The organism is Candidatus Lariskella endosymbiont of Epinotia ramella (assembly GCF_964019805.1).
Classification (GTDB): domain Bacteria; phylum Pseudomonadota; class Alphaproteobacteria; order Rickettsiales; family Midichloriaceae; genus Lariskella.
Genome location: NZ_OZ026472.1, coordinates 1,018,965 through 1,043,460 on the forward strand (window position 1 = coordinate 1,018,965; position 24,496 = coordinate 1,043,460).

General features: G+C 34.3%; 11 protein-coding genes. 8 read left to right on the plus strand and 3 right to left on the minus strand.

Annotated elements, in window-relative coordinates; all coding sequences use genetic code 11:
• Positions 1 to 6,403: 6,403 nt before the first annotated feature.
• Positions 6,404 to 9,916, minus strand: coding sequence for a DNA polymerase III subunit alpha (dnaE, locus tag AACL20_RS04425; RefSeq protein ID WP_339051797.1), 3,513 nt, complete (start codon positions 9,914 to 9,916; stop codon positions 6,404 to 6,406).
• Between the two features lie 310 nt (positions 9,917 to 10,226).
• Between dnaE and secD the strand changes: the two genes are divergently transcribed.
• The 4 genes from secD to AACL20_RS04445 all read left to right on the plus strand — a co-directional run bounded on the left by secD (position 10,227) and on the right by AACL20_RS04445 (position 16,388).
• The gene (secD, locus tag AACL20_RS04430; RefSeq protein WP_339051798.1) at positions 10,227 to 11,741 is read left to right on the plus strand and encodes a protein translocase subunit SecD; all 1,515 of its coding nucleotides are present in this window, start codon (positions 10,227 to 10,229) and stop codon (positions 11,739 to 11,741) included.
• Between the two features lie 232 nt (positions 11,742 to 11,973).
• Positions 11,974 to 12,711 (plus strand): ABC transporter substrate-binding protein, encoded by a 738-nt coding sequence (locus AACL20_RS04435; protein WP_339051799.1) that lies wholly within the window; start codon positions 11,974 to 11,976, stop codon positions 12,709 to 12,711.
• 442 nt (positions 12,712 to 13,153) lie between these two features.
• Positions 13,154 to 13,974 (plus strand): IS5 family transposase gene (locus AACL20_RS04440; protein ID WP_339051669.1). Its coding sequence is split into 2 segments (ribosomal slippage): positions 13,154 to 13,541 and positions 13,541 to 13,974, totalling 822 coding nucleotides; the frame shifts between segments, so codons are not numbered across the junction.
• Positions 13,975 to 14,201: 227 nt separating this feature from the next.
• Entirely contained in the window at positions 14,202 to 16,388 is a 2,187-nt protein-coding gene (locus tag AACL20_RS04445; RefSeq protein ID WP_339051800.1) for a hypothetical protein, read from the plus strand.
• Between the two features lie 430 nt (positions 16,389 to 16,818).
• Here AACL20_RS04445 and miaB read toward each other — a convergent pair whose 3' ends face one another.
• Both miaB and AACL20_RS04455 read right to left on the minus strand, forming a co-directional pair.
• A complete protein-coding gene (gene miaB / locus AACL20_RS04450; protein WP_339051801.1) occupies positions 16,819 to 18,168 on the minus strand; it encodes a tRNA (N6-isopentenyl adenosine(37)-C2)-methylthiotransferase MiaB in 1,350 nt (449 codons plus the stop codon).
• A 23-nt stretch (positions 18,169 to 18,191) separates the two neighbouring features.
• Complete coding sequence (locus AACL20_RS04455; protein ID WP_339042561.1) at positions 18,192 to 18,359, minus strand: twin-arginine translocase TatA/TatE family subunit; 168 nt, start codon at positions 18,357 to 18,359, stop codon at positions 18,192 to 18,194.
• A gap of 343 nt (positions 18,360 to 18,702) precedes the next feature.
• On the opposite strand from AACL20_RS04455, the gene AACL20_RS04460 reads away from it, so the two are divergent.
• The 4 genes from AACL20_RS04460 (at position 18,703) to AACL20_RS04475 (ending at position 24,480) form a co-directional block, all read left to right on the plus strand.
• The gene (locus AACL20_RS04460; protein WP_339051802.1) at positions 18,703 to 20,175 is read left to right on the plus strand and encodes a hypothetical protein; all 1,473 of its coding nucleotides are present in this window, start codon (positions 18,703 to 18,705) and stop codon (positions 20,173 to 20,175) included.
• A 555-nt stretch (positions 20,176 to 20,730) separates the two neighbouring features.
• Positions 20,731 to 22,407 (plus strand): DNA repair protein RecN, encoded by a 1,677-nt coding sequence (locus tag AACL20_RS04465; RefSeq protein ID WP_339051803.1) that lies wholly within the window; start codon positions 20,731 to 20,733, stop codon positions 22,405 to 22,407.
• A gap of 87 nt (positions 22,408 to 22,494) precedes the next feature.
• Positions 22,495 to 23,643 carry a 1-deoxy-D-xylulose-5-phosphate reductoisomerase gene (dxr, locus tag AACL20_RS04470; RefSeq protein WP_339051804.1) on the plus strand — a complete coding sequence of 383 codons (1,149 nt, stop codon included), beginning with the start codon at positions 22,495 to 22,497 and terminating at the stop codon, positions 23,641 to 23,643.
• Positions 23,644 to 24,480, plus strand: coding sequence for a uracil-DNA glycosylase (locus AACL20_RS04475; protein WP_339051805.1), 837 nt, complete (start codon positions 23,644 to 23,646; stop codon positions 24,478 to 24,480).
• The last annotated feature ends 16 nt before the right edge of the window (positions 24,481 to 24,496 follow it).

Here is a 24,496-nt window from a genome sequence, read left to right on the forward strand (position 1 = left end):
AGCATGATTTTATCACTACTCCTTGGAATTACCTTGATTTATATAATTGGATTTAAGAGCGGCATATGGCTCCATATTAAGCTGTTTTTCGTATTCATTCTACTTGCATTTCATCACATAATGTGGCGCTTTGCAAAAGCGTTTGCACTTGGTGCTAATAAGAAGACCTCAAGATTTTTTAAAGTAGCAAATGAAATACCATCTCTACTTATGATTTTCATAGTTTTTCTTGCGGTATTAAAGCCGTTTTAGGCCATATATAGCTATAACAAAGTATGTCTACTATATTTGCACTTTCTACCATATTCGGCAAATCTGGAGTCGCCGTGATTAGAATCTCAGGGCCAGATGCTAAACTAACATATAGCAAGCTAGGAGGAAAGGATGAGCTAATTAATCGAAGAGCAACATTGAGTCGCCTGTTTTCAGTGGATAAAAGTCATATAATAGATGATGCAATAGCAATTTTTTTTCAAAGTCCCGCAAGTTTCACTGGGGAGGATGTTTTAGAACTCCATGTGCACGGCAGCATAGCTGTGATCAATGACTTGATAAAAGAATTACACAAATTAGATTTTTTGCGCCTTGCAGAACCAGGGGAATTCACTAAAAGAGCATTTTATAACTCTAAATTCGACCTCACAAAAGCAGAAGCACTAGCGGACCTGTTAGACGCACAAACAGAGTTACAAAAATCTGTTGCGATACGCAACCTCTCTGGAGAACTTGAAAATTTATATGATTCATGGAGATCATCACTCATTGATATACTCGTTACTTTAGAGGCATTGATAGACTTTCCTGAAGATGATATACCAGATAAATTGCTGAATAATGTTAATGATGAGGTTTTAAGATTAAAGTCAGAGATTACTAGATATATCAAGACAAACGAGAATAATACCTCATTGAATGATGGAATTAGAGTGACAATTATTGGGCCTCCTAACGCTGGAAAATCCACTTTACTTAATATTTTTTCTCAAAGAGACGCTGCTATCGTATCTGATATAGCAGGAACCACGCGCGATATTATAGAAAGTAAAGTTGACATAGGAGGCTTTCCAATTGTTTTTGCAGATACAGCGGGAGTCAGGGAAACCATAGATCCTTTGGAACAAGAAGGAATAAAAAGAGCTAAAAAATCATTATTAAATTCAGATGTAGCAATTTTTGTATTTGATGCAAGTTGCGAATCTAATTCATCATACTCAGAAGAACTAATCAGAGATTTCTCAATATCAAGAGATGATATATCAAGTTCCATAATTTGCCTTTTAAATAAGTCAGATCTTAAACCAGCAGCACAAGAAGTTAAAAACGCAATCTTGAATCTTGGGATCCCAGAATGCACTATGATTCCAATCTCACTAATAGATCAAAGCGCTGCATTTGATTCCATTACAGAAAAATTATTGCTATTGATTAAAGCTAAGTACCATATATCAGCAACGGAACCTGTTATCACAAAGCTAAGACATATCCACACATTAAATGATTGCGTTTCACATCTTAGCTTATTCTCTTTAGAAAAACACTTGGAAATTGCAGCTCAAGACGTAAGATTAGCTGCAGACGCTCTTGGCAGATTAACAGGAAAAGTTAATGTCGAAGAGCTGTTAGACCGCATTTTTAGTAACTTTTGTATAGGAAAATAAACATTGAAACACAAAACATTATTCGTTTTTGATATCGAAACTATACCTGATTTGGTTGCTGCATCAAATTTAATATCAGATGAAGCAGATGCTGATAATTCCGAGACCAGCAGAGATTTTTTAACAAAAAAACTTAAAGAGTATCACCTAGATATTACTCAAGGAAAAAACTCATTCTTAAGACAGCCATTTCATAAAGTAGTTGCAATAAGTTTTTTAGAAGCAGATATAGAATATCAAGATGATTTTGAATACTATAAAATAAAGGATTTAAGATCAGGAGGAAATGTAGAATCTAGTGAAAAAGATCTTATCACGGGATTGTTTCAATATTTGAGGAAGATACATCCAAGATTTGTAAGCTTCAACGGCAAAACTTTTGATATGCCTGTTTTGAAATATCGAGCAATGCTTTATAACATATCACTAGATTGGTTCTATAAATCAGGCGATAAATGGAATAACTACAGCAGTAGATATTCACTAGACTGGCATTGTGACTTGCTAGAAGCATTTTCAGATTTTGGAAGCTCAGCAAGAGTTAAGATGAATGAAGTATGTGCAATGCTGGGCTTGCCAGGCAAAATGGAGATTGATGGCGGCATGGTTGAGCATATGTACTATGAAGGCAAAATTCAAGAAATCAGAGACTACTGTGAATTAGACGTATTGAATACATATATACTATATTTGCGCTATGCGCACCATATTGGCAAAATGAAACGAGACGGATATATGAAATCTATCTCCGAAATCATATCTTTCTTAACATCAGGTAATAAGGAACATTACAACATATTTCTGGAAAAATGGTTAAGCGGAGCGAGAGAAGAGGAATTTGAGTTATAAAAATAACTTGTACAAATTGATTAATTCAATATTAAACTGCATTCATTTATATATTAAACTGTGCACCTTTTTAAATAGAACCGCATATTATATGCAATAATATAAATCGATTATTTCTGATTTTGCACACTATATATTGCAATTTTAGTCAAAATGATGCAGTTACTCACTAACGAAGTTATTGGATTCATTAATAATACAATCTGTTTAATTTCAACTACGATGTAGAAGCATGACAAAAAATATACCAAATATATTGACACTACTGCGCATTTGCATGATACCAATTCTTATAATGTCATTTTATTTACAAGATAACTTTGCTCATTATATGGCAGCTGGAATATTCATATTTGCTAGCATAACAGATTATTTTGATGGATTTTTAGCAAGACTTTGGAGCACACAATCACGCTTTGGAGCAGTTTTAGATCCAACTGCTGACAAAATGCTTGTTGCTTCTGCCCTGCTTATGCTGGTACACTTCGATAAGGTAGATGTTTTCCCTGCTATTGCTATATTATGTAGGGAGATATTGGTTTCTGGTCTTAGGGAACATCTAGCAGAAACAAAAGTTAGCATACCAGTAAGTAATATAGCAAAAATCAAGACTGTAATACAAATGATAGCCATCACAGTGTTATTGCTCAACGAAGAGTGCATAGGAATACCTTATACTGATGCAATCGGGCAATTTTTGATATGGATTGCAGCCATATTGACACTCGCTACAGGTTATGTTTATCTAAAGGAAGGATTAAAACATTTATAAGTATGTATAGAGCACCACAGATTGCCGTAAAACTATGTGGGCTGAGCAATCGAGATAGTATATTATCTGCCGTACAGAATGGCGCTGACTATATAGGTTGCCATTTTGATCCCGCATCCGTAAATTGCATTACCCCAATTGCAGCAAGGGGAATGTTCATGGATATACCACTTTTAAGTGTAAAAAAGGTAGCAGTTGTAAATAAAGTAACAAATTTACTGCTTAACAATATTATTTCATTATTTCATCCAGATTATATACAGTTTAATGGCTTTGAATCACCTGACATGCTCAAAATTATCAAGTCACAGTTCAATTGCAAAATAATCAAGACATTTCATGTACAAAATTTTTATGATTTTGAGAAGACGATACCATATGACGACGTAGTTGATATGTTTCTGTTCAAACCATCAAACCAATTTGAAGAATTTACGGATTGGAACATCTTTCACAAAATAGAGACAGACAAACCATGGATATTATCTGGTGACATTTCTAGGTATAATTTCCACTATATAGTTCGAGAAACAAGCGCTAAGATATTAGATGTAGAAAGCGGAATTGAATCTATTCCAGGAAGACAAGACCCGATACTAATCAAAAGTGTTATAGAGTCAATACACAGTTATTTTTAATATTTATTACCTGCGCTTTCGTTTTAAAAAAATATAAAATGCACCACTTCCTCCATGATGCTGGGCTGCATGGCTGAAATACAGTATTTTATCTTTCACAGACTTTATATTGACCCATTCTTGTATCATGCCATTAATTGTATCATTTTTTATTAAATCACATCTTTTTGCCCTACCCTTTCCTGTGATTACAAGAAGCAGTCTTTGTCCGTTTAAATATGCTGCAGTAACAAATTGTTCAAACATATAAAATGCAGATTCTATAGTATATCCATGCAAATCAATTGAAGAATCTATGTTGCACTTTCCTGATGATATGCTTCTAATTTTTTTATGAGAAAGGCATGAATTATGCGCAATAAGTAATTTGTCTCTATACTCTTCTAATTCTAACAATCTGGCTGTTTTCAAAGTATGAGTAAGGTGTAATTTCTCAACCTTCTTGATATTTAGATTCATCTTATTAGACACTTCTTTTCTAAGGCACGATTTTTCTTTACGTTGTTTTTCCTCTAATGCTTTAAGAGAATAGATATTATTATCATATAATGCTATGTCATTAGACTCTTTATAAGATTCTTCAATCGAAGAGTGGTTTATATCTTCTTGATATAATTTTATTGAAGATTTTTTAATTAAGTGACTCTTACTCTCCTTAATTTCTTCATCCTCTAAGAACTTTAACCACTCCAATATATCTTTTTTTGGGACATCTTTAGACATAAAAGCTATAAAAAGTGATATTTTTTTCTTATAATACAAGAAGCCACAGCAATTTTTTGATATAAGATAACCTAGGTACTGCCGACAAAGTGCTATACCATTTTGCTACTTTAGTAGTGAGTTGCAATATACCTACTTTGCAAAAATCATTGAATTTTATATTTCAAAAACTTTAGGAATTGGCAAATCGCGTTAATAACATTATTCTTCTCAGGATATAGCTATCAATATACAAGCTCATCTAACCAGATGCTTACCATATCTTTACTAATTGTGTCAATTATGCAGCATAGGTGATCTTGACTCGCAAGTAGAAACGTTGTATAATTTGCCTCTGGTATATTGCAATCCAACACTTTATAATTATTTTGTAACTTTGAAATTTTATGGCTAATCACAGATCCGCAATTAAAGCTCATCGCGCTTCGTTAAAAAGATCAAAAAGGAATACACAGAGAGTCAGTAGAATTAAGACTTTTACTAAGAAGTTAGAAGCTGCTATTGCAAAAAATGACTTCACTGATTTAAAGGCAATGCTTAGCACAGTCGAATCTGAAATCATGCGTGGCGTGAAGTTTGGTGTCTTGAAGCTAAATGCAGCCTCTAGAAAAGTTAGCCAACTCACAAAAAAAATCAAAGCTCTAGAAAGCGTTTAATTTTATATTAACATGATTTTGTGCGCTTAGTAGTAGCAAACTGGAAAATGAATTGTGACAAGGCTAGCGCTTCCCGCCTTGTCTCCGCTGTTATGGAAGCATTCACAGGTAACATTACATGTGGTATTGGTGGAGTAGAAGTTGTTTTTTGTCCACCGTATGTGTATCTTGGCACTGTCTCTGCCATGATCAATAACTCATCTTCATATCAAAGCAGCTTTCCCTCCATACATCCTCCTCTTCCTTATGATAACTCAGTGGTCACCATTGAAAATCTAGATTCCATAGAAGCTGCTTGTAACATCACAAATCATTCTTCTGAATTATCGCTAAAGTTTACACTTGGAGCACAGGATGTTTCTGAATATTGCGAATACGGCCCACATACAGGACAGGTAAATTCGCGTATGCTCTTTGATCTTGGCTGTAAATATTCAATAGTTGGACACTCAGAGTGCAGGATAGCAAAACCCGAATCTAACTTATCGATCTCAAAAAAAGTATGTTCATTGCTAAAGAGTAAAGTGACCCCTATAATATGTGTTGGTGAATCCACACAACAAAGAAATAGCGGAACTTATATACATGACATTCTAGATCAACTTCATGGCTCAATTCATCTGCTAGATACAGAAAGTATCAGCGATATGATAATCGCATACGAACCACTATGGTCTATTGGTTCTGGCAACATTCCAACTCTAAGTGATATCAATGAAGTAGCAACCGTTATAAAAAATCACTATACAGGAATAAAATTTTTATATGGTGGCTCTGTTAATTCCTCAAACATTAGCATGCTCAGCAGTATTCATAGTATAGACGGAATTCTTGTTGGAAACGCAAGTCTTGATGCACATGAATTCACAAAAATTATCCGCGCAGTTTCTTACAAAGAAAAATAGCTTAAACTGCAAAAGTCCAAGCTATTACTTGTAAATTTATGAAATGTGATACTTGGAAATCTCTATCACTAGCATTGGTTTTGTCGCAATAAGTTAATAAATGCGACGAACAAATCTATATCTTGTCTATCCGCCAAAAATTTATTTGCTATGCAAATAAATTATTAACGAACGGACTATAAAATTTAACTTATTTTAAATGCTAAACCTCAACAAGTTCTATTCCGTCTATGTGCTTCATTTTCTCTAAATACTCTTTTGTCACAAATATTTGCTTCTGATGTGTAAAGTATATTGTAAACGTTTTATCTGAAATTTGATCAGTAACCTCAGAGCATTTTAGTTTCGCTATGATATTGATTTGTACTCCAGATTCGCAAATCTCATTTGCTATCTTATCTATTACTTCTATTTTCGATACATAAACGTTGAAAAAAGAGTTAACTTTTGATAAATAATCGTCAAGATCATGTATTTTTTCGATAATTATTTTAACTCCTGCAGCATCCTTTCTAGTTTCAACTTCGCAAAATACAGCATGCCCCTCAGCAATTAGATCTGCATTTTCATATAAAATCTGTTCATTAAATATAGAAACATCTATCATTCCGTTTGGATCTGAGAGTTGCAGAAATGCAAACTTACCTCTAGGAGTGGAACGTATTTTCTTATTGATAACAATCCCCGCTATGTTCATTTTGGCCGCGTTCTTATCAGCTAAGCGCTCGATTAAATCTGAAGTTATTACCTTTGCTTTTTGTAGTTTGACTTTGTGCTCAGACAGTGGATGCGACGATAGATAAAACCCCAGCGCTTCAAATTCCATCTTTGAACCTTCTTTCTGATCCCAATCTTGGCATAGTTGTAATTCCGGCCTGAGGCAATATTGCTTGCCGTCTTGAGCAAAAAGATCTATTTGTGAAGAAGAGTTGTTATGGTAGAAATTTAAATATTTTATTAATGTATCAACATTTGAGAAAATCTGCTTTTTATTATCCGCTATAGAGTTTAATGCTCCAGCTTTCGCAAGATTTTCTATAGCTCTTTTGTTAATAGCGTTATGTGAGCATCTCTCAAGTACATCAAAAATGTCGGTAAATGATCCATTTTCTTGCCGTTCTTTTACTAAGATTTCCATCGCAGAAATTCCGACATTTTTAATACCAGCAAGTCCAAACCTTATAGCATCTCCCTCGATTTTGAAATATGCCGCGGAACTATTGATATCAGGAGGCAAGATTTTTATTTTAAAATGTCTAGCATCTGAACAGAACATACTTATCTTGTCTGAGTCGTGTATCTCAAGGTTAATAGAAGCTGTAAAAAATTGCAGTGGGTAATGCGCTTTTAGATATGCAGTTTGATATGAGATTACAGAGTATGCAGCAGCGTGAGATTTATTAAATCCATAACTTGCAAACTTCTCGACTAAGCCGAATATTTCTTGTGCTTGCTGTTTTTCTATTCCTCCCTTTACAGCACCATTCACAAAGCCTTCACGTAATCTTTCCATCTCAGCTTTGTTTTTCTTACCCATTGCCCTTCTGAGCAAATCTGCCTGTCCTAAGCTATAGCCAGCAAGGATCTTAGCAATCTCCATAACTTGCTCTTGGTATATTATGATACCGTATGTTTCGCTAAGTAACTCTTCAAGCTTCTTATGTATGTGAGATACCTTTTCAAGGCCATGTTTTCGCTTGATATAGCTTGGTATATTATCCATAGGGCCCGGTCTATATAGCGACGCAAGTGCCATTAAGTCTCCAATACAATCTGGCTTCAGATTTTTAATGGAGCCGCGCATACCAACACCCTCAAACTGAAATACCCCTATGGTTTCTCCTCTGGAGAGCATTTGATAAGTTTTTTGGTCGTCAAGGCCAATACTATTGATATCGAAGAATTTTGGATTATCCTTACTTTTATTTTCTTGTATAATACTCTCATTGATAAGAGAGCAGGTTTTGGAAATGACCGTTAATGTTTTAAGTCCAAGAAAGTCAAATTTTATGAGGCCGGCAGATTCAGCATATTTCAGTGAATATTGCACTGCTTGCATTGTTGAATTCGCATCCTGATAAAGAGGGGCAAGCTCTATGATAGGGCGATCTGATATTACTATTCCCGCTGCATGTGTTGATACATGCCTATTTATCCCTTCAAGTTGCAAGCCAATTGAAAGTAATTTATCAATATCTGGATCATTTCCTCTTTGCGCTTGTAATTCTTTGTCTAATTTTATTGCTTCAGAGAGTGTAATTGGATTTGCTGGATTATGAGGAACAGATTTGCTTATCTTATCTATAAGACCATATGGAAGTTGCATAACGCGACCAACATCTCTAAGCACTGCTCTTGCTTGTAATTTTCCAAATGTTATTATCTGTGCTACTCTCTCCTCGCCATATTTTTGCTGTACGTACCCTATCACCTCATCCCTGCGCTCTTGACAGAAGTCGATATCAAAATCTGGCATTGAGACTCTTTCAGGATTTAAAAATCTCTCAAACAGCAGGCCAAATTTTATAGGATCAAGATCTGTAATTTCAAGAGCCCAAGCTACTATCGATCCAACACCCGATCCTCTTCCTGGACCGACAGGAATTCCTTGATTTTTACTCCATTTGATGAAGTCTGAGACTATCAAAAAATACCCAGGAAAGTTCATCTTATTTATAACTTCTAGTTCAAATTCTAGCCTTGAGAAATACTCCTCTCTCTCTTTTGAATCTGTGATATCACTAATTCTATTCTCAAGTCCTATTTTGGCAGCATTGCGAAGAGCTTCAGCTTCACTAATGCTTTTGGTATTTCCAGAAATGTCTTGTGACTGTGTAGTGAACTTAGGCAGCATTGGAGCTCTCTCCTCTGCCATAGCCGAGCATTTCATTGCAATCAATGCTGTGTTTTCGATTGCTTCTGGCAAATCGCTGAAGAGTTTCACCATCTCGCTTGGTGATTTGAAATAATTATGTATGCCTGCTTTTGGCCTTGTATCTTCGAGCAAATACTTACTTTCTGTTATACAAAGCAGCGCGTCTTGAGCTACCATAAGTTCTGGTGTGAGATAAGATATGGGGTTGCTTGCAACAATCGGTATATTATATTTATATGCAAGATCTAAGCATACATTCTCCAGCGCGGCATCTATTTTATCACTATTCCTAATAAACTCTAAAAAGAAATTATCTTCAAATTGTTTGCTTAGACTGACAACTAATTCCTCAAGTTGAGCAGTTTTGCCAGAATGAAATAGTTCACTTGCTATACCCTGTGTGCCTGGTGATAATAGCACTATGCCATCTGATTTTTGAAATAGTTGCTCTAGTGTAATATAAAATGTAACATCACCTTTTGTATGCAAAAATGAATGGCTTACAAGGTATAATAAATTTCTATATCCACTTTCGTTTTTAGCTATTATAAAAAAGTCGTGTAGATTTAATTGATTACCATTTTGTAGAGCAAATTGTTGAGGTAATAAGACTTTGATTATACAGCCTATCAACGGCTTGATGCCGTTTTTTACACATTCCATGGAAAATTCTAAAGAGCCAAATAAATTACCGTAATCAGCAAGGCAAAGTGCTGGCATCTTATACTTTAGAGATTCTTTAACAAGTGCTTGAATTTTGTTTGTACTTTTACCAAGAGAATAATCTGAGTGTGCTCTAAGATGTATAAAAAGGTTTTCTAAATTACTGGATGAATGCATTGATTGTTTGTTTGTGATTCAAAATTGTATCGACACGACATAATTCTATAACATATAATGCATGAACTTGAAACATCATGATTTATACTGAAGTTTTATTTTTGATGCTTTTCAAATTGTATACTTTTTGATACATTGCCCTGGATTATTCATTTGATTTGCCATTGTGATTAATATGGCAAACACGATCAATATTTCTCAAGAATTTTAAAACTTACTTTTATTTACTTACATGTTTTATATTCCAAAGTGGAAAGAGTTCTTTATATGGTGTTGTTGCCTACTTGCAATATATTTTGCACTTCCTAGTATGTTTATAGGCAGCAGTAGTAATTTGCTTAATTACCTGCCTAAAAATACTGTGAATTTAGGTTTAGATCTTAGAGGAGGAGTTTCTTTATTGCTCGAAGCGGACCTTGATAATTATAGAAAAGAGGTTCTGCAACAAGCTTTTTCTCAACTAAAAGTGCAGTTCAAGAAAGATACTACACATTCTGTAGAATTTGAACTACTACCTGATTTACAAGGAATTAACCTAAAGCTCAGAAAAGAAATATCAAAAGACTTGCATGAACAACTCTTAAAAAAAGTAAAAGAGACTGTGGGGCAAAACTTTCGCGTTCGTACTGAAACAGATGTTATATCAGTAAAGCTTGATAGTGATATGCTTCAAGCAGCTGAAGGCAAGATAATGGAGCAAAGCATTGAAATAATAAGAAGACGTATAGACGAAAAAGGTGCTAAGGAGATTGATCTACAAAAACAAGGGAAAAATCAGATTTTACTGCAAGTTCCTGGAGCAAGTTCACCTGAACAAATTAAGAGATTGCTCGGCCGCACTGCAAAGCTTTCATTCCATCTTGTGGATCTAGAAATTACAAAAAAATTTCTGGAATCTAGGGTAAGACCTCCAATTGGGTTTAAAATTCTGTTGTTTAGTGCTGGTAACAGTGAAAGCAATCAGCGTTATTTGGCTGTTGAATCAGAATCTATGCTCAGTGGTGACATGTTGATTGATGCACAAGTTGTAGTAAATACATCAAAACCTGCAGTGAGTTTTAAACTAAGTAGCGTTGGAAGTAGGATATTTGCGGATATATCATCAAAAAATACAGGTAAAATGCTTGCAATTGTTCTTGATAATGAGGTTATAAGCGCACCTGTAATTAATGAACCTATCATTGGTGGCTCTGGAGTAATTTCAGGAAGCTTCTCTATGGAAACTGCAAATGAACTTGCTCTTATGCTTAGGTCTGGCGCACTTGCTACCCCACTAAATATAATTGAAGAGAGAGTAGTAGGACCAAATTTAGGCAGTGATTCCATAGAAGCAGGCGCACGCGCCATGATTGCTGGAGCTATTGTAGTGATTATATTTATGGTTGCATTTTATGGTGTATTTGGTTTAATAGCAGATATAGCAATGATAATGAATATATTTTTCATATTTGCTATGTTAAGCTTTTTAGACGCTACACTTACGTTACCTGGTCTGGCTGGAATAGTTTTAACGCTTGGTATGGCAGTTGATTCTAATGTTCTTATCTGTGAACGCATCAAAGAAGAGCTGCGCTTAGGAAAGAAAATGTTACCAGCCATCTCAAGTGGATATAAAGCCGCCTTCTTTACAATAGTCGATTCTAATGTGACAACCGTGATTGCAGGACTTGCTTTATATTGTTTTGGAAGTGGACCTATCAAAGGTTTTGCTGTGACATTAATAATAGGAATTGCCAGCTCTATGTTTACAGCTGTACTTTTATCCAAGGTTTTATTACTCAACTGGTATAGAGTTTTTAAGTTAAAATGTTTGAAGCTTATTTAGATTCACTATAAATATTTTTTAGTATATATTATTAATGATAAATGAAGAGTTATTATTTAATTATGTATATATAAAGCGATACTTCCAAAAAAGTCAGCAAGAATGCGACATATGATATACAAAATTACATGAAAAGCATTTTAAATGTGCCAATTTTGAAAAGTATGACGAGTATATAGCTTGCAAAATAAGAAGATATTTGACCAGTATAAGAACTTATTAGATTAGATAAATGAAGAAATATTTACTAAGCATTTTTTTGTCCCTTGCAATTCTGATTACAGGTTGCGGCAAAAAGGATGAAGAGAAAGTGTTAAAATTTGCTGTATCAGCCGATTATCCACCTTTTGAATATCGTGAAGGAGCTGGCGCTATTATTGGATTTGATATAGAGCTAGCTGGACTTATAGCAAAGCAAATGGATATGGAAGCTATATTTGAAGATATGAGATTCGCTAACATCTTTGCTGCCGTGCAGAGTGGAGCGGTTGATGCAGGCATCTCTACAATCACTGTTACAGAAGAGAGAGAAAAAAACTTTGATTTCTCAGATGTATACTATAGAGAAGAGATTGCTATTCTTTCAAACAAAGGAGAACAAGCAATAACTGATAAATCTCAATTAAGAACAAAAAAAATTGCTTGTCAACTCGGGACAACTATGGAGATTTGGCTAAAAGAAAATGCGAAAGATACAGAACTTGTGCTTCTTGATAATAATCCACAAGCTGTTGAAGCTCTAAAAGCAGGTAGAGTTGATGGCGTGTTAATTGATTTATTTCAAGCGCAAGCTTTTGCACAAAAAAATATAGAGCTTGAATATACTAGCATAGCAAAATCAGAGTTTGGCTATGCAATAGCTATTAAAAAAGGTTCAGAGCTCAGAGAAAAAATTAATTCTGCGCTTAGAGCATTAAATGAAAATGGAGAGATTGCAAAATTAGCTCAAAAATGGCTGGGTGAAATTTAATATATGCATCCACAAACACAAGCGCTTTCTTAGTTTAATTACTCATCTGATATTAAGTTATAAATGATATAAGTGATTTATATATTATTTATTACTTTTCACCTATTAGAGCTTATGAACTGCGCTAATGATTGATGCGTTGTATATTTATGTATTGTTTAAAGTGAAACCTTCAGTGATGTCTTTAAGATTTATTTATACTAGTGAGAAAAGAGATTCCGCCACATATTTTTAACTTTCTAGATTTGATTCTGTTATAATAAATAATTAATCTTTAACGTGTTTATTACTTCATAAGTCTGTTACCTCTTACAGTGGTAGCTTCTTCTTATTTTAAGCTTGATTACAATGTACAGTTGATAGATTATTTTATAAGTGTAATATTAGACCTCTTGCATAACCATATAAATTGATTAAAATCCTTGATTTTATCAAGGATAACATGAAGTTTGAAAACATCAAAGATGAATACGCAGAAGAGTTTCGCAGGCTTACTGGCATTAAACGAGGAACGTTTGAAGTTATACTAAGTATATTAAAAGAAGCTGAAGCTATTTTAAAGTCTCAAGGTGGAAAACCCAATAAATTGGCTTTAGAAGATCGATTACTCATGACGCTTGAGTACTTGCGTGAATACAGGACATATTTTCATATTTCCCGCAGTTATGGAATAAGTGAAAGTGCCTGTTATCGTAATATACGTTGGATTGAAGATACTCTAATTAAAGATAAACGATTTTCACTACCTGGACGTAAAGCATTACTAAAAAGCGATTCTGAATACGAACTTGTGTTAATTGATGCTACTGAAACACCGATAGAACGACCTAAAAAAAACAGAAGCACTTTTATTCGGGAAAAAAGAGGCGACATACTCTAAAAACTCAGCTTATTGTGGATAAAAGGAAAAAAGAAATCATTTGCACTAATTTTTCTAATGGCAAGCGTCATGATTTCAGGTTATTTAAAGAATCCGGAGTTCACATCCACCCTGAGATTAAAGTTCTTACAGATACTGGTTATCAAGGCATTGATAAGTTGCATTATAATTCAGAGTTACCAAAGAAAAAGACAAAAAAGCGACCACTAAGCAGGAAAGATAAAAAGAAAAATCGTCAATTGTCTAGTGAACGTGTTTTAAATGAAAACGTCATAGGCATGATCAAACGATTTAAAATTATCGCTGATCGTTATAGGAACAGAAGAAAACGATTCGGTTTAAGGTTTAATTTACTTGCTGGTATCTATAACTTTGAGCTTTAAATAGGTTATGCAAGAGGTCTATTGTTGCAATATAGCTCTTTAACCTTTAAAGTATTATGTATAGCGCAATATATAATTAATATCACTTTAACATTATTTATATATAATTGCATTTTCGCGCAAACAAATATTTAATAAATTTTTGTTTTGCAATCTTAGTAAAATTGTAACATTCTATATTAGCTTGCTAACACAATTGGCATTTATTTATTCATTAAGGAGGAAAAGTGAGGGACGGTAATATAGCAGATATCCAACCCTGCGTTGTAGTGGATGACGGTGTGATATCAGCATCAGACCTTGTATCATTGTTAATGCATGTTGTGAATGCGTACAATGATGCTAAAAAGACTAATGTGAACAATGCTATTGATACTCAAGAGATTAATGTGAAATTATCATTTCAAGCATCTAATAATAATTCAGTTCTAAATGCCACGTTAAATATTAAAAATATCGAAAAAGTTGCAGGAGAAATAAACTCTAAAAGTCCAAAACAATCAGATGCTGAGATACTACAACTTTGCGGCAAGAATGTGGAGTTTTGGCAAGATTATGGTATCGCAAAGAATGGAGAATTTACCAATTTACCTACTGGCTCCACAAAGTTCAAACTTGCAAATACAACACTGCATAAGTTTTTTAATGTACATAGAATAAACAAGTATTCAAAGAAAGAAGAGATACAAGACGTCATTGGTTTATATAAGGATGAACATAACTATAATCAGTGGGTTTGTTCTGAGGCTTATGATGGCTCGAGGAAGATTGAATCATTTCAAGATGGAGTAATCAGCTATAACGACGAAGATTCATTAGACATAAGCGACTTTGTTTTTGTTGCGGGGAAATCTGGTGGAGCTAATTCCGCTGGTCAAGACGGCGGAATATATAGAAGAGGAGAGATAACAGCTCTAATTAAGCAAGAAAACAAAGGTGGTGATGTTGATAATGTTAGTAATATATGTGAATTTCTTGGCAGCAGGATGTTTGCACACGCCAAACCTAATTCTGGCGCAAAGGTATTTTTAGCAAAGAATTCTAGCAGCATAAAAATTCCGGACAGTGACGGAAGCAATATATATGTTGCTTCCATATTTTTCGATCATTATAAAGATTTGTATGTTGATGCATATGATATTCTTGGAAAGCAAGCACCAAAAGATAGACCTTGGTTAATTGGGCAAGATGCAAGCGTGTTTAATCAAACGGTAACAAGTAAGAATTATAGTGGATTTTCTGATATAATGCCTCTTTCGCTACTTATCGGAGATTTTGATATACATTGGGGAAATGTTGGTGTTGTTAGAGATCCAAGTAAGCCAGACGTTCCAGCAAAGATGGTAAGAATAGATTTTGCTTGGGCATTTAAAGGTGGTTTTGAGGATGAGGTTCATCCGCATTCGGTTTTCCGTCATTTGCCTGGATTTGGTCCAACAAATCACTTTGTTGAATATCCTGAAGAAATGAGGATAAACCCTACATTTGTTAGAGGTTTGAAAGATATATATGATTTCGATTTTACCATCGCTATAAAGGAGGGTTTTGACGAAGTTGGTAAGTACTATGGTATAGCTCCACTGCAAGAGTTTGCAAAGCAGGTTGCTACCATTGAGATCGCTAAAATTAATGATAAAGAAGGTATAGTAGAATCTCTAAAAACTCATTTTATAGAAAAGATGCAGAAGAGGCAAACATCCCTTAAGGATTATGCTACTACGATAGATATCAGTCTTGCTTTTAATAAAAATGAGAAAGGTTCTTGGACTCTTACAGGATATCAAGATGATCATGGAAATCGCAGAACAGTTGAAGACATAATACGTGAAAATCCGGAATACTTCAAAAGAATACTTACTACAGGTGGGAAAGTAAGCTTAAAAAGAGATGAGCAGAAATCTTTTGGTGGGTTGATTAGTATGCTTGACGTATTTGGTATTTATAGAAAAATAAATGAAAGCAAGTGTACAAAGCAGCTTTTTGCCTATAAAGATCTGATAGATACAGAGATAAAAAGAAAGAAGATCTTGATAAATGAAAAAGACAGCTTTAGCTTAGAAAAAGAGAATGTTGTATCAAAACAAAATGCACAAGAGATAAAAGATCAACAGGAATTAAAACATGAAAAAAGAAATGTTGAAATCATACCAAGTGCTCAAGAAATAACAAATCAGCAAGACTCAAGAAGTAAAAAAGAAAATGTTCAATCAACGCGAAATACCCAAGACACAAAAAATGAACAGAACTCACAGAATATAAAAGAAAGTACTCAAAAAGTAAACGATGACGCACGAGATTTGAAGCAAAAAGCACAGGTTGAAACAGTACAAAGTACTCAAATGTCTGGCAATAAGTTTGCTGACAGGGTTGGACAACAAGCATCAAATAATAAAACTGTTCAGTTCAAACACTAAAAGTTACACCTTCAATTTCTTACAGATATAAAAAATGCTTGCTATGCTTCTTGCAAGCACTGATAAATGAACATAGTTTTCATACTTGAATAAACTATGGTAAATTAAGCTGAGGTTTGCGTATTAAAGAATTGAACCAAAGCATACATATGTTATTACTTTTTCCGAAAATCTTCGCTGTATGAGGATGGCATTTTCCTTTGAGTGTAACACACATCTATGTATGCGCAAACTTCAACTTAATTTACTATATGTTTATCTGCCATTTATCACCAGCTTTATTCATTCTTTAGCTAGTACGCGCCATCCGCCAGAAATTGATTTGCTATGCAAATAAATTTTTGTGGAGTAATAATATATATTCAGCAAAATGAAAATAATCTGAAAACAACCGAAGCAACAAGTTTTGTTTATGGCGTATTGAGGTATTTTAAATTATGCCAACTAGGCTGTTTTGTGATGCAGAAATGATTTTGACTTTGACCATTTTATTCATAAGGTCTGCATTACAATCGTCAATTATTACAGATTGCATATATGGAGATTTACCCAAAAGCTGGCCATCTTTTTTACCATTCTTGTATATAAGAATGTCAAGGCTATTACCTATCATACTTCTGTTAAAATCAAGTTGCTGGCGATTTAATACTTCCTGTAACCTTGCTAATCTTTCATTTTTTACTTCCTCTGAAATCTGGTTTTCTAATATAGAAGCTGGAGTGCCAGGACGTCTACTATACTTGAATGCAAAATATTGCGTATATCCTATTTCTTCGACAAGTGATATGGTTTCCAAGAAGTCTTGCTCAGTTTCACCGGGATATCCAACAATAAAATCAGATGAAAACTGTATGTTAGAGTTTGCTTTCCTAAAACGCGATATTACATCAACATAAAGTTTTCTATCGTGTTTTCTGTTCATTGTCCGCAATATTTTATCAGAACCAGATTGTACTGGAAGATGTATGAAAGGCATCAGTTTCGACTCACTAGCATGCAACTCAAATAATTTATTATCTTCCATATCACGAGGATGTGAAGTTGTATATCTTATACGTTCTAGTCCATCTATCTTTGCAATATGCTCGATTAAATCAGCTATGCTAAATAATCTATCCTCAGGTGCTGTGCCCTTATAAGCGCTCACGTTCTGTCCAAGCAATGTAATCTCTTTTGTAGATCGTGATACCAAATTCAGAGCTTCTCTATATATTTCATGCACAGGTCTTGAATATTCAGGACCTCGCGTGTAAGGTACTACACAGAAATGGCAAAACTTATCACAGCCCTCTTGTATAGATAGAAAAGATGAGACATTACATGTAGTTTGCTCACCTAGCTGTTTTACAGAATCAAACTTTACATTTTCTAAAAAATCAAGATTGATAGCCCACTTTTTTTCACGTCTTGCTTGTTCAATCAAAACTGGGAGGTGGTGATAAGATTGTGGCCCAACAACAACATCAACAAATTTAGCACGCTTAAAGATTTCCTCTCCCTCAGCTTGAGCAACGCAGCCTGCAACAGCTATTACAACATCATCGCCTTTTTTCTTTCTTGTCTCCTTGATTTTTCTGATCCTGCCAAGTTCTGCATAAACTTTTTCAGTAGGGTTCTCTCTTACATGACAAGTATTCAATATAAATAGATCAGCATCAGATGCAGATTCTGTAATAGTAAAACCGTGTGGCCTTAAAAGTTCCACCATCTTTTCAGAGTCATAGAAATTCATCTGGCAGCCATACGTTTTTATGAATAGCTTACGCAAGTTAGACAGCATTTTATATTATTTATGATTTTTATTTATTTCTGATTATCAGATTTATCTTCGTCTTTTCCACGCTTCATGCCATCTTTAAATGCATTTAAGCCGGCTCCTATATCGCGCATGATCTTTGGTATTCTCCCTGCGCCAAATAAGACAAGTACTATTAAGAAGATTAGCAATAACTCTCCAAAACGACCGCCCATTTTTGCGTACCTCCTAAAAATAAGCAAAGTCAACATAGAAAAAGCAAGGCACATGCTCAAAAAATAGCAATACAATAGCTAAAATCCACATGTAAAGCATTGCGTATGCTAGCATTTTTAATGATATTAAGCAAACAAAAGATTAAATCTAAATTGAGAATCGTGTAGAATGAAAATAGTACTTCGTAAATGTTCTATAGCACTGTTAACAGTGTAAATACCAATTCTTCATTTATCATCATGGATATATTTTGACATGCTTATTGCAACTTTTAGTTTACTAGAATGTTTAACATGTTCTAGAATAACAACATAGCTTATAGCATTATCTGGAGGTTCGTTTATGTCTGAAGGTGTTGGGTATGATATTGTTGATTTTATCAAGGGTGTAGAAGCAAACAAGTTAACTAATGATGATTTTATAAACTTCAATACACTTCCTAGAGATAAACTGAAAGCATTTCGAGAAGAGATGATACCAGCGTGTAGTACTGAGGAATTAACAAAATTTACAACAAACTTATTTTCTGCTCATATAGATCGTGCATTTTCTGAGGGGCTTGATGCATTTGAAGCGCCTGTACTTATAAGAGAGCAATCTCAATTATATCTCCTTGTAAACACATGCATGAAAGAAATTGGAAAAAGATATTTGGAACTGCAAGACAGTCCTGAGAAGTTTGGCACAGTAAAGATAGATCCGGCTATATTGGCTTGTTATTCTAATTATAGTGATAGGCTCACAGAATCAATATTAAAAATGCCTGAAGAGAATATAAGGCATATGCTCTCTGAGGATATCGCTAAGATCATTAAGAATCAAAATCTTAAAGCGGGAAATGAAGTTGCATCTAACGCGATGGAAAATTTACTAGAAAAGCTATTTACGAGAGATGACGTACTTAAGTCAAACATAAGATCTGCACTTGTAGGTCTGCCAAACAGTAACGAAAAAGACTTGATAGAGCAGGTAAATGAAGTGCTTGCAAATTATGATGTTGATAATAACAGAAAAGAGATAGCAGATTATATAGCAAACCGTAATATAGCGTACAGTATATCATTTGTTATGTATAAGAACATGCTAGAGATGCCAAGTGAAGTCATGTCACATGAGGCAGGAGATATACTTGCAAAACATATTGAACTTGCTAAGCCTTATGGTCAATATGTTATGGCGCTTAGGACTCAAGATCTGACTAGTCAAATTCCATTAAAAGAAGCTATTTTATCGCATGTGCAGGGTAATGACTCTATACAAGAAAACTCCGAACTATTAAAAATGGCTCAGCAAATAGATACTAGTAAATCACAAAATAATCAACAGGAGAACGTCTCTGTTTTAAAATATGTTGAAACAGTATTAATTGAATTTATTGCTAAGGTTAAAGAAAGTTGTGTAAACATTAGCGCGAAAGCAAATATCGAGCTTGAGAAGTCTTTGTCTAGTATATATGACACACTTAAGCAGATAAGAGATTGCTTTCTCAGACATGATGATGTCGGTAAAGACCATTCTGAAGATATTGCTGTGCATTATACTAAAGCTGATGAGTCAATAAAAATAATGAAAGGGCAGCTGAGAGAAGAAACTATCGCTATGTTAGAGGAACAAGTTAGAGCAGTAATTAAAAATGTTCCTTCGGAACACAGAAAAGATCTTATCATGTTGCATGGTACTGTCATGAGTGAGTTGCAAACTCTACATGCTAAACAAGAAAGAGATCATGAGAAGGAAAATCAAGACAAAGGTCATAGCTGGCAGGAAAGAACAGAAATAGCATCTAGAACAACAAACAGAGGAGTTTCAAGGTAAATTTATACCGACCATAGGTAAATGAAGAGTTAGCATTTATTATGTATTATCCTGTTAATCAAGTCATTGTGTAAGCTTTTTTAGCCTAATTCCTATATTACTTCGTTAGTTTCTTTGCAAATATGTAAAAGTATTATGTGCGGAATTATCGTACTCAAAAGAATCATTACACAAATGCCTTATTAACAGTGCTATTGCTAAAAAATCTGCCATACACTATGATTATCAATCGGCAGCTCGAGTTACATAAGTCGCATTTTAAAGGCGCAAATTTTGAAAAGTATGAATAGTATACTTATAGTGTATTTCTTTTTCTTATATGATAGGGTTTTTGGTTGAGCTCATCAACTAAAGTAGTGTTTATGAATATATATTAGTTGTATCCTAGTCATACTTTTCAAAATTGGTGCCTTAAAGATTGTTCGTTATGTATTGATTATACACAAAAATGCTCACTGAAGCTCTTCCTAGCTCTTTTTGAAGTCTAACTTCATATGTATGCAAGTTAAATACCAACTCTTAATTTATTAGAGATATATTTTAAAGTATTTATAAATGGTGTTACGTTTACTAACTGTAGAGAATTTTGTTCTTATAGAAAATATATCCATAGAGTTTGATCTCGGACTTTGCATTTTGAGTGGAGAGACTGGAGCGGGAAAATCAATTATATTAGATGCGCTTGGTCTTGCACTTGGTGATAAAGGCGGGGTACATTTCCTGAAAGACAAAAATAAGGCGGCTGTTGTCACTGTGGAAATCGAGGTTGATTTACTTGATAACAAGAATTTGCGCGATATTTTATTAGAATTAGGTATAGAAGCAAAGCCGCTTAGCACAGCGTGCGAGTTAATCATCAGACGTGTGATTAATCCTGACGGAAGAACTAGAGCTTTTCTAAATAATAGTTTAATTAATATAGGGCAACTAGGACAAATATGTGCACATTTGGTTGAAGTTTGCGGTCAACATAAGAACCAGCAATTACTGGATCCAAGAGAGTATATTAATATATTAGATTTGTTCTCAAAAAACGAAAAAATACTAAAGGATGTTGAAGCATATTTTGATACTATGCAAAACATCAAGAAGCAGCTAAATAACGCTATAGCTACACAAGCAGCTTCAGAAAGCGAAAAAGCTTACCTAAAGCATGTCATAGATGAAATTGAAGCTTTCATGCCTATAGTGGGAGAGGAAGCATTACTCGATGAGAAACGTAAGGTCTTAATATCTAAGACAAAGATATTAGAGGCTACTCTGGAATCAACTTCAATATTAGATATGCCAGGAACAGGTGTAATAAGTCAGTTATGTGCTATAGAAAAGGCTTTGTCTAGGTTTCCTGATTATTTTTCTGATGTTAATTTAAAATTTGAAGCTATCAGAATTGATCTTCAAGAGCTTAGTAATACAGTTGAGCACAAAAGATCAGAACTCATTATTAATGAAGATCTTGATTTCATAGAGAATAGACTTTTTGAGCTTAGAAATTTAATTAGGAAATACAGAGTCACAGACAATGACCTGAATAAATTTTTGGAGTATGCTAAAAAGCAATATGAAATGATATGTGACATAGGCTCAATCATTGAACGCTTAAGCAAAGAGCTTCAAGATGCACAAGGTAATTATTTGCGTGAAGCAAAGCTTTTATCTGAAAGAAGAAAAACTGCAGCTTTTGAGTTAAGAAGCAAGATTCTAGCAGAATTTCAGCATATTAATCTTGAAAAAGCAGATATTTTAGTGCAGGTTGATGAACTAGATATTCAAGAGGCAAAGAAGAACGGAATTAATAATGTCACCTTTTTAATAAAAACTAATTCAAATAGTGAATTTGGTGCGCTTAGTAAGATAGCATCTGGTGGAGAATTATCAAGATTTATGCTTGCATATAAGGTTGCACTTTCTGGAAATAAAGGTGTTACTTCAATAATTTTTGATGAGATAGACTCAGGAATAGGGGGAAAGGTTGCAAGTAACGTAGGAAAGAAACTTTTAAAACTTTCTGAAGAAAAGCAGGTTATAGTGGTAACGCACCAGCCACAAGTCGTTGTGTATGCAAATAATCATTATTTAGTGGAGAAAGAGCAAACAAACGAGGCAGCAAAAGTAACAGTAAATAAGCTTAGCAAGCTTGACAGTGTATCAGAAGTCGCAAGAATGCTTTCAGGCAGTAGTATTACAGAAGAAGCAATTGCTGCTGCGCAGAAATTATTCATTTCAGCTTGATGCATAATATAATGCATCATACACTTGTGTTATTTATTAGCAATTCGGATTCAATATGTTGACTAGATATACTATACCAAGAGATAAATGCAAAAAATAATGATATTAGGTGCGACCGGTTCTGTTGGTTCCAGCACACTTGAGCTTTTAGAAATGCAGGAATTTAAAGAGCTCTTTCAAGTAGAAACATTAGTAGGCGGTAGTAATACACAGAAACTTGCAGAGCAGAGCCTGAAGCATAAACCGAAATATTCGGTAATTTATGATGAAAGTAAATACGGTGAGTTAAAAGACCTGCTCTTTGGCTCTGGAATTGAAGTGCTAGCAGGCAGGAATGCTTTGCTTGATGTTGTAAAGAATCAGCACGATCTTACTATAGCCGCTATTTCAGGAATTGCAGGACTTGAACCGATTTATAGATGTATTCCAAATACTAGAAAAATAGCAATAGCAAACAAAGAGAGTATAGTTTGTGCAGGCAGCATAATATTGAGTCTTGCTGAGAAGCATAGTACAAAGATTATACCAATTGATTCAGAGCATAGTGCAATATTTCAGATTTTAAATTCTGGAGCTTCTAATCAATCTAAACAGATGGAGAAAATTACGCTCACAGCGTCGGGAGGTCCTTTTTTAAATAAGAGTATGGAAGAATTAGCTAAGGTGACTCCAAAAGAAGCTGTTAAACATCCAAACTGGAGCATGGGGGCGAAAATTTCTGTGGATTCTGCAACACTCATGAATAAAGGACTTGAGGTGATAGAAGCTGCACTTCTATTTGATCTCCCATCAAGTAAAATTGAAGTACTTGTGCATCCTGAATCTATTTTGCATGGTATGGTACATTATAAGGATGGCTCTACAATTGCGCATATGAGCGTGCCAGATATGAAGACAGCAATTTCGCTTGCATTCTTATATCCAGAAAGGCTAGAATGGCATCCAAAACCATTAAACTTGATAGAGATAGAAAAACTCAGTTTCTTGCAGCCTGATTTTCAAAAATTTCCACTACTTAATTTGGCAATTTCTGCATTAAATGAAGGGCCTGCGGCATGCATTATTTTAAATGCAGCAAATGAAATAGCAGTAAATATGTTTTTAAGTGGCAAAATTTCATTTCTAGAAATTATAGGTTTTATTAGAAAGGTTTTGGAAGTAGCAAAGAGACCAAATTCTGTATCTTTAATAGAAGATATTATCGGGCTTGATCAACATATAAGAGATATGTTTTAGATGAGAAAATTAGAATGGTTTAATGATATCGGTGCTGACCTATTTTATAACAAGACTCCGCAGGATCAGACAAAAAGTCAGCATATTCAAGATTCAAGTGCTGCTTACTCAAGCGTGTTGAAATCAGCAGAGGAGCTTAATAAGGAATCAAACAGTATGCAGGAATATGAAAAGGCACAGCAGAAAATTGTTAATAAAGTGCTAGAAGTGGGTACTATAAGTGAAAATAGGATAACATCAGAAAGTAGAAGAATTGCAGATAAAGTATCAAATATAGATGAGCTTTATGATGCTATTAAGAAATTTGAAGGTTGTGATTTGAAAAGAGCTGCAAAGAATACAGTTCTTGGAGATGGTACTATTTCTGATATTTTACTCGTTGGTGAAGCGCCTGGTGCTCAGGAGGATTTATATGGAATACCGTTCTGCGGTCAGAGTGGGAAGCTGCTGGATAATATATTAAAATCTATAGGTCTTTCTAGGCGTAAGAATTGCTATATAACAAATACTGTATTTTGGAGGCCGCCAGGAAATAGAAGGCCAACTCCTGAGGAAATCGCCATATGCCGTCCATTCGTAGAGAGGCATATAGCATTTATCAATCCAAAATTGATAATCCTAGTTGGAAGTACAGCAGTTGAATCGCTGTTAAACCTTAAACAGTCGATGAAATCTTTAAAATCACAGTATTTTGATTATACAAACTGCTATTTGGAAAAAAATATCAAAACAGCACTTATATTACATCCATCATATCTGCTAAGACAACCAAGTGAAAAGAAAGCTATGTGGTTTGATGTGCTAAAGATAAAGAATGAGCTGATCTCAAAAATATAACATATAAAAATTAAAA